The organism is Oryzomonas sagensis, from assembly GCF_008802355.1.
Lineage (GTDB): Bacteria > Desulfobacterota > Desulfuromonadia > Geobacterales > Pseudopelobacteraceae > Oryzomonas > Oryzomonas sagensis.
The window spans coordinates 22,332-36,477 of record NZ_VZRA01000006.1; the positions used below are offsets into that span (position 1 = coordinate 22,332).

General features: G+C 59.4%; 12 protein-coding genes and 1 pseudogene. 9 read left to right on the forward strand and 4 right to left on the reverse strand.

What is annotated here, in order from left to right; all coding sequences use genetic code 11:
• Nucleotides 1-21: 21 nt before the first annotated feature.
• Nucleotides 22-2,661, forward strand: coding sequence for an aminopeptidase N (gene pepN / locus F6V30_RS15365; protein ID WP_151157868.1), 2,640 nt, complete (start codon nucleotides 22-24; stop codon nucleotides 2,659-2,661).
• An 83-nt stretch (nucleotides 2,662-2,744) separates the two neighbouring features.
• Here the strand turns inward: pepN and F6V30_RS15370 are convergent, their stop codons facing one another.
• The gene (locus F6V30_RS15370) at nucleotides 2,745-3,167 is read right to left on the reverse strand and encodes a pyridoxamine 5'-phosphate oxidase family protein (RefSeq protein ID WP_151157869.1); all 423 of its coding nucleotides are present in this window, start codon (nucleotides 3,165-3,167) and stop codon (nucleotides 2,745-2,747) included.
• A 306-nt stretch (nucleotides 3,168-3,473) separates the two neighbouring features.
• Between F6V30_RS15370 and F6V30_RS17405 the strand changes: the two are divergent.
• From F6V30_RS17405 to F6V30_RS15405, 8 genes and pseudogenes are all read left to right on the forward strand, one after another.
• Nucleotides 3,474-3,923: pseudogene (locus F6V30_RS17405) on the forward strand (transposase); the annotation flags it as partial.
• A 58-nt stretch (nucleotides 3,924-3,981) separates the two neighbouring features.
• Complete coding sequence (locus F6V30_RS17505; protein WP_338042781.1) at nucleotides 3,982-6,489, forward strand: hybrid sensor histidine kinase/response regulator; 2,508 nt, start codon at nucleotides 3,982-3,984, stop codon at nucleotides 6,487-6,489.
• Nucleotides 6,490-6,743: 254 nt separating this feature from the next.
• A complete protein-coding gene (locus tag F6V30_RS17210; RefSeq protein WP_191965734.1) occupies nucleotides 6,744-6,887 on the forward strand; it encodes a hypothetical protein in 144 nt (47 codons plus the stop codon).
• Between the two features lie 268 nt (nucleotides 6,888-7,155).
• Nucleotides 7,156-7,392 (forward strand): 4Fe-4S double cluster binding domain-containing protein, encoded by a 237-nt coding sequence (locus tag F6V30_RS17530; protein ID WP_420850294.1) that lies wholly within the window; start codon nucleotides 7,156-7,158, stop codon nucleotides 7,390-7,392.
• Nucleotides 7,389-7,991 carry a glycerol-3-phosphate acyltransferase gene (locus tag F6V30_RS15390; protein ID WP_191965735.1) on the forward strand — a complete coding sequence of 201 codons (603 nt, stop codon included), beginning with the start codon at nucleotides 7,389-7,391 and terminating at the stop codon, nucleotides 7,989-7,991. Before F6V30_RS17530 ends, F6V30_RS15390 begins: the two co-directional genes overlap by 4 nt.
• 19 nt (nucleotides 7,992-8,010) lie before the next feature.
• Nucleotides 8,011-9,183, forward strand: a complete 1,173-nt coding sequence (locus F6V30_RS15395; protein ID WP_218043340.1) for an MGDG synthase family glycosyltransferase — start codon at nucleotides 8,011-8,013, stop codon at nucleotides 9,181-9,183.
• 42 nt (nucleotides 9,184-9,225) lie between these two features.
• The gene (locus F6V30_RS15400) at nucleotides 9,226-9,732 is read left to right on the forward strand and encodes a hypothetical protein (RefSeq protein ID WP_151157872.1); all 507 of its coding nucleotides are present in this window, start codon (nucleotides 9,226-9,228) and stop codon (nucleotides 9,730-9,732) included.
• A 101-nt stretch (nucleotides 9,733-9,833) separates the two neighbouring features.
• Nucleotides 9,834-10,289: a hypothetical protein gene (locus tag F6V30_RS15405; protein ID WP_246163556.1), complete on the forward strand. Its 456-nt coding sequence runs from the start codon at nucleotides 9,834-9,836 to the stop codon at nucleotides 10,287-10,289.
• Nucleotides 10,290-10,415: 126 nt separating this feature from the next.
• On the opposite strand, the gene F6V30_RS15410 is transcribed toward F6V30_RS15405, so the two are convergent.
• From F6V30_RS15410 to F6V30_RS15420, 3 genes are all read right to left on the reverse strand, one after another.
• The gene (locus F6V30_RS15410) at nucleotides 10,416-10,874 is read right to left on the reverse strand and encodes an HPP family protein (protein ID WP_275938149.1); all 459 of its coding nucleotides are present in this window, start codon (nucleotides 10,872-10,874) and stop codon (nucleotides 10,416-10,418) included.
• A gap of 397 nt (nucleotides 10,875-11,271) precedes the next feature.
• A complete protein-coding gene (locus tag F6V30_RS15415) occupies nucleotides 11,272-12,615 on the reverse strand; it encodes a nitrogenase component 1 (protein ID WP_151157874.1) in 1,344 nt (447 codons plus the stop codon).
• Nucleotides 12,612-14,132: a nitrogenase component 1 gene (locus F6V30_RS15420; RefSeq protein ID WP_151157875.1), complete on the reverse strand. Its 1,521-nt coding sequence runs from the start codon at nucleotides 14,130-14,132 to the stop codon at nucleotides 12,612-12,614. Before F6V30_RS15420 ends, F6V30_RS15415 begins: the two co-directional genes overlap by 4 nt.
• Between the last annotated feature and the right edge of the window lie 14 nt (nucleotides 14,133-14,146).

Below are 14,146 nucleotides of genomic sequence, written 5' to 3' on the forward strand. Positions count from 1 at the left end.
AAACCGCATGAAGGACCCGATATGACAGAAACTGCCCATACCACCATTCACCGTCACGATTACCGTCCGCCCGACTATACCGTTGAAAGTATTGACCTCCGCTTTGAGTTGGGGGAGGACACGACGCTCGTCCGCTCCCGCCTTGCCCTGCGGGCGGCTTATGACCGCTCCGGGGGAGAGCGGCCGTTGGTTCTGGACGGCCACCGTTTCGTACTGCGCAGCCTCTGCCTCGACGGGACGCCCCTTGTCCCGGAGGCCTTCCAGGTGTCGGCAGAGACGCTCGTCGTGCCGTCGGTTCCCGTCAGCTTCACCCTGGAGGTGGAAACCGAACTGCGCCCCCAGGACAATACCTTTCTCGAAGGGCTCTATCGCTCCAACGGGATGTTCTGTACCCAGTGCGAGGCCCAGGGTTTCCGCTCCATCACCTACTACCCGGACCGTCCCGATGTCCTTTCCATCTTCACCGTCACCGTCGTCGCCGACCGAGAGCGCTACCCGGTGCTTCTGTCCAACGGCAACCCGCTGGACAGGGGCGAACTGCCGGATGGCCGCCACTTCATCACCTGGCACGACCCGTTCAGGAAGCCGAGCTACCTCTTCGCCCTGGTGGCCGGCAAGCTGGCCTGCATCGAGGACTCTTTTACGACCTGCTCGGGCCGGGAGGTGAGCCTGCGGCTCTATCTCCAGGAGGCCAACCGCAACAAGGGGGAACACGCCCTCCGTTCCCTGAAAAAGGCCATGCGCTGGGACGAGGAAACCTTTGGCCGTGAATACGACCTGGACTGCTACATGATCGTGGCGGTGGACGATTTCAACATGGGGGCCATGGAAAACAAGGGGCTCAACATCTTCAACTCGCGCTACGTCCTGGCCACCCCCGAGACCGCCACCGACGAGGACTACCAGGCCATCGAGGAGGTCATCGGCCACGAGTATTTCCATAACTGGAGCGGCAACCGGGTTACCTGCCGCGACTGGTTCCAGCTCTCCCTCAAAGAGGGGCTCACCATCTTCCGCGACCAGGAGTTTTCCGCCGACATGGAATCGCGCGGCGTGAAGCGCATCGCCGATGTCCGCTACCTGCGCACCGCACAGTTCGCCGAGGATGGCGGCCCGCTGGCGCACCCGGTCCGCCCCGAATCCTACATGGAGATCAACAACTTCTACACCGCGACCGTCTATAACAAGGGGGGCGAGTTGATCCGCATGCTCCGCACCTTGCTGGGCGCCGAGCGTTTCAGAAAGGGAATGGACCTCTACTTCGAACGCCATGACGGGCAGGCGGTCACGATTGAGGACTTTGTCCAGGCCATGGCCGATGCGAGTAATATGGACCTCGGCCGGTTCCGCCTCTGGTACAGTCAGGCCGGAACGCCGCTTATGGAGGCATCGGGCTCATTTGAAGCGGCCGACGGCGTCTTCACCCTGACGGTGCGCCAATCCTGCCCCGCCACCCCCGGGCAGCCGGAGAAACAACCGCTCCACATCCCGCTGGTCGTCGGCCTCCTGGACCGGGCCGGCCGGGAGCTTCCGGTCACCCTGTTCGGCGAACCGGTGCCCGGCCCCGCCACCAGGCTGCTTGAAGTGAACAAGGCTGAACAGACGTTCCACTTCTCCGGTCTGGACAGCGAGCCGGTGCCGGCCCTGCTGCGCGGCTTCTCAGCCCCGGTAAAGCTGGATTACCCCTACCGCCACGACGACCTCGTACTCCTCATGGCCCACGAAACCGATCCTTTCTGCCGCTGGGAGGCGGGCCAACAATTGGCGGCGCAGGTCATCCTCGCCCTGGTGGCCGACCAGCAGGCCGGACGGGAACTCAAGCCGGACCCGGCGTTCGTGGCGGCCTATCGGGCCATCCTTACCAGTGGGGAGCCGGATCGGGCCTTTCTGGCCGAGGCGCTCACCCTGCCGTCGGAGAAATACCTGGCCGAACTGATGCCGGTCATCGACCCGGAGGCCATCCACATCGCCCGCAGGTTCACGATCCGCGCCCTGGCAACGCCGTTGCGGAACGATTTTCTCGCAGTGCGCGAGGCGTGCCGCAGTACCAGGCCCTACGGGGTGGACGACGGCCGATCGGGAGAACGCCGTCTGGCCAACCTCTGTCTGGCCTACCTGATGAGTCTGGAAGAGCAGGCCATCACCGAACTCTGCATCCAGCAGTACCGTACATCGGACAACATGACCGACACCATGGGGGCGCTTGGGCCGCTGGCCTCGTGCGACTGCCCCGAGCGCAGCCAGGTGTTGGAGGATTTCTACCGTCACTGGCAGGGGGATCGCCAAGTGGTGGACAAGTGGTTTTCGCTCAGAGCCCTGTCGGATCTCCCCGACACCCTTGACGACGTCCGGGCGCTCCTGAACCATCCGGCTTTCGAGCTGGCCAATCCCAACCGTTTCCGCGCCCTGGTGGGAGCCTTCAGCCAGAACCAGCCCCACTTCCATGCCCCCGACGGCGCAGGTTACCGGTTTCTGGTCGATCAACTGCTCCGCCTCATCCCGCTCAATCCCCAGGTCTCCGCCCGACTGCTCGCGCCGTTGACCACTTGGCGGCGCTTCGAGCCGGGGCGACAGGAGCTCATGCAGCAGGAGTTGCGACGGATCCAGGCACTTCCCAACCTGCCCCGGGATGTCTACGAGGTCGTGGAAAAAAGCCTGTAACCTGCCCCCAGGCGAAACGGCTGGGCACTATTCGGGACAACGCGAGTTTGAAGGATTGGAGCAACAGGCTGCGGGGAGGATTCCTACCCGAGGCATTCCGGCAGTGAATATCCGGGATTGACAGGGATATCGAAATGTATCCCCGTTGAAAACTCCATGATTCCCTCGACCCGAACCACGAACCTGGTCAAGGCGGGGGTAATGTCCAGTGGTACGGGTCCGGCGCTCTCTCCTTCGACCGTATCGTCGTGGGGCTTGACGACCCGGCCGATCAACTGATAGCCGGTCTTCGATCCGGGCGCGGCTACCACAACCGCAACATGGGTGTTGCGGGTAATATTGTGCAGCGTCATCGGGCAAAACCAGTTCTCGAACACCAAAAGCGACCCGCCGCTCACAGCCAGGCGATTACCGGCTGCCACGTGAGGATGTCCCTTCGCATCCGCAGAAGCCACATAGACCACGGGAGCGCTTTCAATGTATTGACGCATCGTTTCCGAAATCATGTCGCCCCCCCTCTGCAGCAACGCTCCCGCGCACACAATGCGTATCGACTGCCACTGTTCTCGGTACATTCGCAGGATGCGCGCCAACAATACAATAAAAAATAGCACAGTAATACCAGCATATTGCAGTATCAGCCGCATCCTCGGCAATCAAGGGGACTGCAATAAAACTTGCAGCGCAAGCACGCTTGATACAAGTACTGGACCAGAAAAGGGCAACTCACGGGACGAATACATCTTTGTTGCTTATGCAACAAAGATTGCTGGATATGGGGCAGCAACCGGCGTAAACTCCCCCAGACATAGGTTCAGCTCGGCATCGTCTACTTAGTCCGGCACAGCCTGAACTTCGTATCCTGGAAACAGCGGAAGGAAATGGCTAATGATCTGAAATCGACATACAATGCCGCTACCGTCGATCAGGCTGAAGCAAACCTCGAAGCATTCGGCAAGAAGTAGGATGCCACCCATCCCAAGGTGAGTCAATCGTGGCGTAACAGCTGGCAACGAATCATCCCGTGCTTTGCCTATCCGCAAAACATACGAAAGGTCATTTACACCACCAATACTATTGAATCGTCGAACATGTCCCTGCGGAAGGTGACCAAAAACGGTGGTTCATTCCCGGATGACGAAGCAATGTTTAAGTTGCTCTATCTGGCTCTGACGAATATATCAAAGAAATAGGCCATGACGATCAGGGATTGGAAGTCTGTACTTAACCAATTCAGTATCATGTTTGAAGATCGTGTTTGAAATTGACGCCAAATGTGCGTCTGGAATAGTTGCCCTCATAACGACTGCGTTGGTGGATATGATGACCTCAAACAATGAATTGTCCCCAAAATCCTCTATTGATAGCAAACCGGGCAGCGATTTTGCGCTCCAGGTTGTAATCATTGGCCTTGCCTATTTTACTGCCAACAAAATAGCGCTGCTTTTCCCCGACGCCGAAAGAGTTCTTGCTGCTGTCTGGCCCGCTGCCGGGGTAGGGTTGGCAGCTCTGCTCCTCTCACCACGCCAAATCTGGCCAAAAACTCTCATCGTCATATTCGCAGCCGGCAATAGTGCAAATCTTATCTCCGGACGTCCACTAATCAACAGCCTCTGTTTCATGACAGCGAATTGCCTCGAATCATATTGCAGTGCCTGGCTGATTACTCGTTGGTGCGGCGACAACATTACCTTTTCCAGAGTAAAGGAGATATTGGCCCTCATCTGCGCCAGCACCCTGGTAAACGCCTTCACGGCAACAGTGAGCAGTGCTTTTGCTGTCATTGTTGGTATCAATTCTTTCCAGACATTCTGGTCGACCTGGTGGGTGTCGGATGGCCTTGGCCTGCTGATCGTCACCCCTGCCATTGTTACCTTGTTCAGGCCACATATCATTAACAAAAAGACTTTACGGCTCAGTCGGCTTGCCGAAACCGCCTGCTACTTTGTCGTGATAATCATGTTTAGCCTGGATGCATTTAATAATAACATCGTCCTGTTGCATATTGACCGATTCCCGTTTCTCTTATTTGCAGTAATTGCATGGGGGGCTTTGCGCCTGAACATCAGCGCGGTTGCAGGCAGCATCCTCATACTGGCAATCATTGCCGCCACCGGTGATACCATTAGCAGAGGGCCACTTATTTGGGGAGGTAACACTCCTCCGGAGCGTCTGCTGAATGTGCAAATGTTTATCGGTATCCTTGCTGCAACCGGGCTGTTTCTCTCCGCCAGTTTCGCCGAGGCCAGGAAAGCAGTCCAATCTGAGCGTGAGACCGGGAAACGTTTCCGCGCTTTGATCGAACAGGCTCCTGAAGCAATCTTGATATTTGAAGTGGATCAGTTGATGCTGGTTGATGCAAACCCTGCCGCCGAAAAGTTGTTCGACTGTAGTCGCAATGTTCTTATCCAGGGTGGTCTGCAACGATTTTATACCATGGGGCAATCTGATGGACAGTTGATTGCCGAGTTAATTGAAGACCACAATCAACAGGTCATATCCGGCAAAATCGTAACCTTTGAACAACAAGTCCAGACCGCTGAAGGCAGGTTCAGACTGTGCGAGGTGCACCTTGTCAGGCTGCCATCGGAGCATGATAATCTGATCCGGGCAAGCTTCATCGACATCACGGAGCGCAAACGGGTCGAGGAGGAACGCATTGGCCTGGAGAAACAGCTACTGCACGCTCAAAAGTTGGAATCGTTGGGGGTCCTTGCAGGCGGCATCGCACATGACTTTAACAACCTTCTCATGGCCATCATGGGCAATGCCGACATGGCCCTCATGAGACTTAGCAAGGAATCCCCCGCTGTGGAAAACCTGCGCAAGATTGAGCAAGCGTCTGCCCGCGCCGCCGATCTGGCCAAACAAATGCTTGCCTACTCCGGCAAGGGGAAGTTCGTGGTGGAACCACTCGACCTGAACAACCTGGTGGAAGAGATGTGGCATATGTTGGAGGTTTCTATATCCAAGAAAGCGGTGCTCCGCCTCAATCCGTATCATCCTCTCCCGGCCGTTGAGGCCGATGCCACCCAGATTCGCCAGATAATCATGAATCTGGTCATCAATGCCTCGGAGGCCATCGGCGACAAGAGCGGCATTATCGCCGTCACCACCGGTTGTCTTGAGTGCAACGAAATATACTTGCAGGGCACCTGGCTGACCGACGCAATCCACGAAGGGCTGTATGTCTATCTGGAAATAGCCGACACTGGTTGCGGCATGGACAAGGAGACACAGGATAAGATCTTTGACCCCTTCTTTACCACCAAGTTTGCCGGCCGGGGGTTGGGGATGGCTGCGGTGCTCGGCATCGTGCGCGGCCACAAGGGGGCAATCAAGGTCTACAGTGAACTGAACAAGGGGACAACCTTCAAGATCCTGCTTCCTGCCTCTGATCGACCCGCTGAGTTGTTCAACGGAGACAGCGGTCACGATGACTGGCATGGTGAAGGGACTGTCCTGCTGGTTGACGACGAAGAAACGGTTCGTGGCATCGGCACAGACATGCTCAAGGGATTGGGCTTCGAGGTCATCACCGCCAATGACGGGCATGTGGCGTTAGACAAATACCGTGATAATCCCGGAATCACCCTTGTCATCCTCGACCTGACCATGCCGCACATGGATGGCGAGCAATGTTTCCGGGAACTCAGGCAGCTTGATTCAAAAGTGAAGGTCATTATGTCCAGCGGTTTTAGTGAGCAGGAGGTGGCGCAGAAGTTCGCCGGCAAAGGTCTGGCCGGATTCATTCAGAAGCCCTACAAACTGTCAATGCTGCGGGAGGAGATCAAAAAAGTGACGGCTGCGCACATCAAGATGTCATAAGCCAACCGCCACACATCATCTGCTCATAGGTAAATCCTAAGGACATTGCTATTGCTCGGCGAAAGCAATAGTGAAATTATAGAGACTTCCAACAACCGAGAAATTCATTTACACAAGGCTTGTGACATCCATGTTAATTATTTTAAAACGTTGAAATTGAATTGTGATCTTGGTTCCTGTCATGTAGAAGAAAGTATATTTAATAAGCAGTTGCCACCTAGTTGAAACGCGGGACATCACCGAGGAGGAACCTCATGTACGATGCTGCAGCCCTCCTTTCCTGGATCGTCCATCATTACTACTACTTTCCCGCCTTTACCGTCTTCGTCATCCTGCTCAGGAACTCGATGGTAGTGGCGAGGCATCCCAAATGGCCCCAACCAGGCATATGCCGATGAGTACGCACGCGTGAACGGCATTATCAATGACCGTGCAGAAGCCTTGGCAGCGGAAATCGGGCAGAGAGGTTCTCGTGCCACGCCTTTGGCGGCTTCCCAGCGCACCGACACGGCCAACCTGAACGGGGATTTTCCCCATAAAACCGCCGCAACCCGAGCAGGAGTGGGGTGGATCGGACGTCATTGCCAACCGATCACACGTCCCTTTGGACCATGGGTTCGCCTGGGAACGGTTTTCACCGATCTGGCTCTCCCCTGCGCACAGCCGATGCAACAGAGTTTGTGCGGCCGTTGTTCCCGTTGCGTCAAGGCGTGCCCTGCAAAAGCTCTGCAGGGCCCTACGTGGTATCCCGGGCTGCCCCGTGAAGAACTTCTAGATGCCTGGGCCTGCGATCAGTGGAAAAAGGAACACTATTATCAATACCAGCGGGGACACGCTTGCGGAATGTGCACGGCGGTTTGCCCCCATGGACTCCGTTTCCCGAATGGTGACGTTCCATCTTGACACAAACCATTATCGCCATAACCGCCGCCTACCTGCTGGGCTGCTTCACCACCGGCTACTACCTGGTGCGGCTTTCGACCGGCCAGGATATCCGCGCCACTGCCAGCGGCAACCTGGGAAGCCGCAACGTGGGGCGTCTGTTGGGCACCAAAGGTTTTATCCTCACCTTTCTCGGCGATGCCGGGAAGGGGTTGTTGGCGGTCTGGCTGGCCCGCTACCTGAGCCCCGCCCCGTGGCTTCCCTGCGCCGCCCTGCTGGCGGCGGTCGCCGGGCACATCTGGCCGATACAGCTCGGCCTGCGCGGCGGCAAGGGATTCGCCACCTTCGCGGGGGGAATGATCCTGCTCAAGCCGCTGGTGCTGCTGGCCGGCCTGGGCCTCTGCGTTGTGGCCTATCCGTTCCTGCGCGGCACCACCAGGACCGGCCTGGTGGCCCTGGCCTGTTCCCCCCTGTTTGTTGTAGCAGGGCAACTGCGGCGCGGCGCTCCGATCATGTCCCCCGCAACGGCGCTCTACTGTCTGCTGGTGGTCGTGGTCCTCTACGCCCACCGTACCAACATCCGCAAGGAATTTTTCAACCGTGGCGGCTGTTTGAGATAATACCGGAGGCCCCTGATTTGTGCAAAACTACCGACAGTCGGATATCACCATGACCGGCACCACCGGTAAACGGCAAAAAATCGCCATCCTGAGCGTCTCGGCCGGCGCCGGCCACGTGCGGGCCGCCCAGGCGCTCCAGGCCGCGGCGGAGAAATGGTATCCCCACCTGGAAACGGTCCACGTGGACCTGATGGCGCTGGTGCCCAAACTGTTCAAGACCATCTACGCCGATACCTACATCAAGGTGGTGGAACGCCACCCGGCCTTTTGGGGCTATCTCTACGACAAGACCGACCGCGACAAGGTGGATTCGGCTTTGAGCCGCCTGAGGAGCGCCATCGAGCGGCTCAATACCCGGAAGCTGAAACGGGTGCTGGCCGAGATCGCCCCGGACCATGTGATCTGCACGCATTTCCTGCCGGCCCAACTGCTGGCGCGCCAGATCCGCAAGGGGGAGTTCAAACAGCCAGTCTGGGTGCAGGTGACCGATTTCGACGTGCATGCCCTCTGGATTCACGAAGGACTGAGCGGCTACTTCGCCGCCCACGATGAGGTGGCCTGGCGCATGGTCGAGCGGGGTATCCCGGCGGCCGGCGTGCGGGTGACCGGCATCCCGATCATGCCGGCCTTCGGCGAAAAGCAGGACCGCGCCGCCTGCGCCGCTGAACTGGGGCTCGATCCCGACCGAAAAACGCTCCTGATGATGTCCGGCGGCACCGGTGTGGGGAGTATCCACCTCCTGGCCGAACGGCTGCTCAAACTGGAAGGTGATTTCCAGATCGTGGCCATGGCAGGCAAGAACGAGCGGCTGCTGGCCGATCTTCGGGCCATGGCCCGGCAGTATCCGGGGCGGCTCTTCCCTCTGGGGTTTACCAGGGTGATCGAGCGGGCCATGACGGTCAGCGACCTGGCCATCACCAAACCGGGCGGCCTGACCACCTCGGAATGCCTTGCCATGGGGCTGCCCATGATCGTGGTGTCGCCGATCCCGGGGCAGGAGGAACGCAATGCCGATTTTCTGCTGGAGAACGGCGCGGCCATGAAGGCCTGCGACGCCGGCGCCCTGGCCTGGCGGGTGGCAATGCTGCTGCAAGAGCCGGAGCGTCTGGCGCGCATGGGGAAAAAGGCCCTGGGGCTGGGGCGGCCGGATGCGGCCCGGCAGGTGTTGGAGATTGTACAAGGCGGGCTATGAATTTTATTTCCTCACAACGTTACGCAGAAGGTGAAACCGTTTATGAAAAAATTCCGTTGGGCTCGTTCCGGGCACCTGTTGTTTCTCATCACCTGGGTAACGCTTCTGGGGCTGTTCTTCGCCATGACCGAGATCCAGATCGAGGGGGCCAACGGCTGGGCCGCTTCTCTGCCCACCTGGCGCGTCGAAAAGCATTGGCTGCTGGACCTTTTCTGGGGCGGCCGGGCCATGACCGGCTACCACGCCTGGGTATTTTCCTTCATGTGCCTGGCTTTCCACCTGCCCCACGCCATCGTGGGGCGGATCACCTGGCGCCAGGAGGCGCGGTGCCTCGGCTCGTTGATGCTCTTCTGGATCATCGAGGACTTTCTCTGGTTCGTCATGAACCCGGCCTACGGCATCGCCCATTTCAGGCCGCAATTCATCTCCTGGCACAAGCATTGGGCACTGGGCGTGCCCACGGATTATCTGCTCTTCACCGTGGTCGGCTCCCTGCTCCTCATGGCATCCTTTTCCGGCGTGCGATCAAACGAGAGGCTACAGGCGTGAGCTGTCCCCCCAGCTTCCCTCCCGCGGCACCATTTCCTTTGATTGCGTATTGAAATTTGTCTCTCGACTTGAGAAAATGAATCTATAAGGAGGTGCTCGATATGATACGCAAAGCGCTACTGCTCATGGGGGTTCTGCTCCTGCTGGGAGGATTCACCTCGCTCTCGGACCGGCTCAAGGAACAGTTGAAAACGTCACCGCAGCATTATGCCCAGTTTGATGTGAATATGGGGTGGGATGTGACGACGGCGAAGGGTACTACCGTCATCAACGGCGTCATCCAGAATATCCGGTATGCATCAATGGAGGATATCGAGATATGGGTGTCATCGGTTGACGCCAACGGCAAAACCGTCAGCCGTTCGGTCAATTACGTGATCCCGAGGAGACTGGAAATGGGCGACCTTACCCCATTCAGCATCACATTGCCGACCGCGGCACCGCCGGGCACAAAACTTATTTTCACCTACAAATACAACGGGTCGGACGGTGGCCCGGATGACGGTTCAATCAACTGGATGCAATCGTTTGAGTCGATTGTTTCTCCCCCCGTTTAAAACGGGAAAACAGGTAAAACGGAAAAGCCCACCCCGAAAGAGGTGGGCTTTTCCGTGTCCGGCCGGCATCGAGGAGTTGCAACGACGGCCGCACGGGATTACGACTACGACGAACCGAACTGCGGGCTAGAGCCAATGTTTGGGATACGAGCGGTGATACACCACGTTATTGGTAAAGATCGCCGTTGCCAGAAGGATCAACGCCCCTGCCAGCACCGGCAGCAGGATGAAGCTCGGGCCCGCCGCCCCCTGAACGCCGATCAGGGCGGTGGCTCCACCGGGCGGATGGGTTGTGTGGGTCATGTTCATAACGAAAATGGCCAGCCCCACCCCAATGGCCATGGTCACCGGCGAGGAGCCGAAGAGGGCGACCACAACCACCGCCACCGTGGCGGAGACAAGGTGCCCCCCCACCAGATTGCGCGGCTGCGCCAGCGGCGAATCCGTAGCGCCGAACAGGAGAACCGCCGAAGCGCCGAATGAGCCGATCAGCAAGGGATGGCCGACCAGGGTGGTCACCTCGCAAATGGCAAGAATGCCCAGGGTGGCGCTGATGAAGCTCCAGACGGCATAGCGCAGCGACATGGGTGGACGGGGCCCCCGGAGCGGGGCTTTGCAGTTGCGGGGCAGTCTGGCAAGCCTCTTATTGATCGCAAGGTGTCTCCGCACAAAGATTGAAACGCGTTTTTTCATTCAGCCGACGCCTCCGATTTCATGACCAAGATACGTTTCAAGCATATGCGCCGCTGACAACCGGGCTCAGTGCCCGCAAAAGATGGTGCGGGAGCGTGCACCTCAAAGGTAGCATAAATCACCGGCATGGCTTTGACTCAGATCAAAAACGCCGTGATGCGAGGCCATGAATGGCCGTGTCGTGCGCGGGAGAGATGGCCGGGAAAAGGAAAACCCGCTCAACCCTCGGAAGGGTGGGCGGGTTCACGATGCGACATCTGGAGCGGTATCATCCCGGTGCCGGAGGAGTCTACCTTCCCGCCACAACAGCGCTGAGGATATCCTCGGTCAGGCGCAGTCCTCCGCGGAAACCGGTGTAGCCCCGGTCGAGCACGGCACGGTTGGACACCGGAAAACTGACCGACAGGTGGGGAGCGCCGACGGTCTGGGCCAGTTCCCGCTCCAAAGAGCTGCCGATGACAAAGGCCGGGCTGAAGGCGTTATGGTACTTTTGGCCGCCGGCCGGCGGCCATTTTTTCTGCAGGTGTTCGATGGCGCGGCTGCCGTCGGTCTCGAAGACCAGCGTGGTCTTGTAGCGCGACTCCAGCACGTTCAATTGGCTGGTCAGCCGGTCTTTTTCCTCGTCCTCCAATGGGTCGGTGCAGACGGTCAGTTCGGGGAGCCATCCCAGGTCGTCGGCCAGGAACTTGGTCAGGGCCGTGGCATAGTTGGCGTCGCCCACGACGACGGCGTAACGTTGCAGGTCCAGGTCGTTGAGGCAGTCGGTCAGCGGCTCGAGGAAGCGGAAGTAGGCCTGTTTCTCCCGGCTGAGGACCGTGTTGACCTTCTGCCGGGAAATCTTCAGGGCCTTGCCCACGCTCCGCAGGAAGGCTTCCGAGGCGCTGGCGCCCACCGGCAACGACAGGCTCAGAAAGGGGGTGCCGTGGATCTCTTCGAACAGCTTGGCAGCCTCGACCCCGTAGACGTGGGACACGACGATGTTCAATGAGGCCGCCCCGGCCTTGCGGATGTTCTCTATGGTGTCTTCCGAGGTGAAGAAGGAGTTGACGGTCAGCCCCAGGGCCTCCAGCAGGCGGCGCACCCCTTCAAGGTTGCCGCGCCAGAACGGGTCTGCCGACGGCACGACGCCCCACAGGTTGACGCTGTTTTTGACCTTTGCCGTGCCGCGCTCCACGAATTCCCGGAACAGGGACTGCAAGGCCAGATCGTATCCCCAGTAGGAGTTGCCCTTGAACCCGCCGGTCTCGGCGCCGATGATCGGAACGTTCTGATCGCGGAAATCGGCAACCACCGTCTTGATGTCGTCGCCGATCACCTCGGTGACGCAGCCGGTCAAGACGGCGTAGATCTGGCCGTCCATGACCTTTATGGTGCTTTCGACCTGTTCCCTGAGGCGCGCATCGCCGCCGAAGACCACCTCCCGTTCCTGGACGTTGGAACTGGGGATGGAGAGGGGCCCGCAATACCCCCCCACCTGGAGACCCGAGCCGCCGTTCTGGGCCCAGGCGAAGTTGCCGGCGCAGCCCGAGGCGGCATGAAGGATGGGGATGCCTCCGGGAAGGGCCGCGATGGTCGCCGCAGCACCGCCAAGTGCGCACACGTAACGGGGCCGTTCGATGAAATTGTCACTCATGCCGCTGTACCTCCACGTTGATCGATATGGGAAAAGGGGTCCGCCGTGTACCAGGCGTCACTGTAGGGAAGCCGGAGATTTTCGCCCAGCTTGCGGTTATAGATCGGATTTTTGAGCTGGCGGTACAGGCGGCGGGCAACCTCGTAGACCCCGCGGTAGCCGATGTAGGCCAGGCCGGTGTTGTAGATGACATGGGTGGGAATGCCCAGCTTGGCGGCGGTGCCGTTGCCGTTGGCATGCCCCAGGAACAGGTCCGGCTTGATCCTTTTCAGCAGGTTGGCCTCCTCGAAGGGCTGTACGTTGGCGACATCGACCACATAATCGTCCTTGCTGGAATCGGCCAGTTTCCGATATTCCCCCTCGGCGAATTCGTCGTGGTGGAAGGAGCGGATGCCCGTGACCGTGAGCCCCAGCTCTTCCAGCAGCCGGGCCGTTGCCAAGGCGCGGAACTCGCCCGCGCTGATGAAGACCCGCTTGCCCTCGAACACGGGGCGGAAGACCTCCAACGCCTCCCGCAGTTCCCGCTCCTCATGTTCGATGATCCGCTCCGCCTTCTCCTCCTCGCCGAAACGGGCCGCCACGTCCCGCAGCCAGAGGCCGGTGTTCTCGATGCCGATCGGCATGTGGCGGATCAGGGAGGGGACGCCGAAACGCTCCTCCAGATAACCGAGGAAATAGTCGTCATGGGTCGGGCACGTGCTCACGGAGAGTGCCGCCTGGGTGGCCTTGACCATGTTCTCGGGATGGGCGAAGACCGGGAAGACGTTGACATCCAGGCCGAGGGTGGTCAGGAGGCGCTCCAGCTCCACCTCGTCGACACGCCCCATGGAGGACACGTTCATGAGGTTGACGGTGCGGGGCAGGCGTTCCAGCCCCTTGAAGGGCGCCAGGCCGTCCCCGGTCGGCGACTGTTCCCCCGGGGAGAGCAGGGTGCGGCCGATGCCGTGATAGACCGCATCGTAGGCCGTGGCCCAGATCTTGGTCTTGAAGCCTTCGCAATGCACCGGCAGCAGCTTGGCGGTCACCTGGGGCTGAACCCGTTGCACCACGCCGTCGATATCGTCGCCGATGATGCCGGGCACACAGCCCGCCACCACGGTAATGCTGAAGGGGCGGTACCGCCGGTCGGCCTCGATGATGGCCTGTTCCAGCTTCTCTTCTCCTCCGGTGATGACATCGGTTTCATCCATGGCCGTGGAGAGCCAGACGCCGTCCTTGGGGCGTCCCCAGCGCGCATTGCTGCCGAAGCGGACATTGGTGTTCTGGGAGTGGGTGCAGCCGCCGCAGCCGATGGCGCTGTGCAGCAACACCACATTGTCCGGTAGGGTGTTGAGCATGGCCAGGGCCGGCAGGATCAGGCAGATGGACCCTTGGGTGAAGGAGCGTTCGCCGTCGTCGTGCAGGCAGGACTTCTTGCCCTTGGCGCCGGCCATTTCGCAGATCGTGCCGCCGTGGGCGATGCAGGCCTTGAGGCGGTCTTCGCGCTTCGGGGGGGATTTCAGGTCGATATAGCTCATGGTTGTTCCTTTCT

Coding starts and splice junctions, on each gene's coding strand:
- F6V30_RS15370 (WP_151157869.1), bottom strand. CDS start 3,167: ATGATTTCGGAAACGATGCGTCAATACATTGAAAGCGCTCCCGTGGTC.
- pepN (WP_151157868.1), top strand. CDS start 22: ATGACAGAAACTGCCCATACCACCATTCACCGTCACGATTACCGTCCG.
- F6V30_RS15410 (WP_275938149.1), bottom strand. CDS start 10,874: ATGTCGCTGCGCTATGCCGTCTGGAGCTTCATCAGCGCCACCCTGGGC.
- F6V30_RS17505 (WP_338042781.1), top strand. CDS start 3,982: ATGATGACCTCAAACAATGAATTGTCCCCAAAATCCTCTATTGATAGC.
- F6V30_RS17210 (WP_191965734.1), top strand. CDS start 6,744: ATGTACGATGCTGCAGCCCTCCTTTCCTGGATCGTCCATCATTACTAC.
- F6V30_RS15405 (WP_246163556.1), top strand. CDS start 9,834: ATGATACGCAAAGCGCTACTGCTCATGGGGGTTCTGCTCCTGCTGGGA.
- F6V30_RS15400 (WP_151157872.1), top strand. CDS start 9,226: ATGAAAAAATTCCGTTGGGCTCGTTCCGGGCACCTGTTGTTTCTCATC.
- F6V30_RS15415 (WP_151157874.1), bottom strand. CDS start 12,615: ATGAGTGACAATTTCATCGAACGGCCCCGTTACGTGTGCGCACTTGGC.
- F6V30_RS17530 (WP_420850294.1), top strand. CDS start 7,156: ATGCAACAGAGTTTGTGCGGCCGTTGTTCCCGTTGCGTCAAGGCGTGC.
- F6V30_RS15420 (WP_151157875.1), bottom strand. CDS start 14,132: ATGAGCTATATCGACCTGAAATCCCCCCCGAAGCGCGAAGACCGCCTC.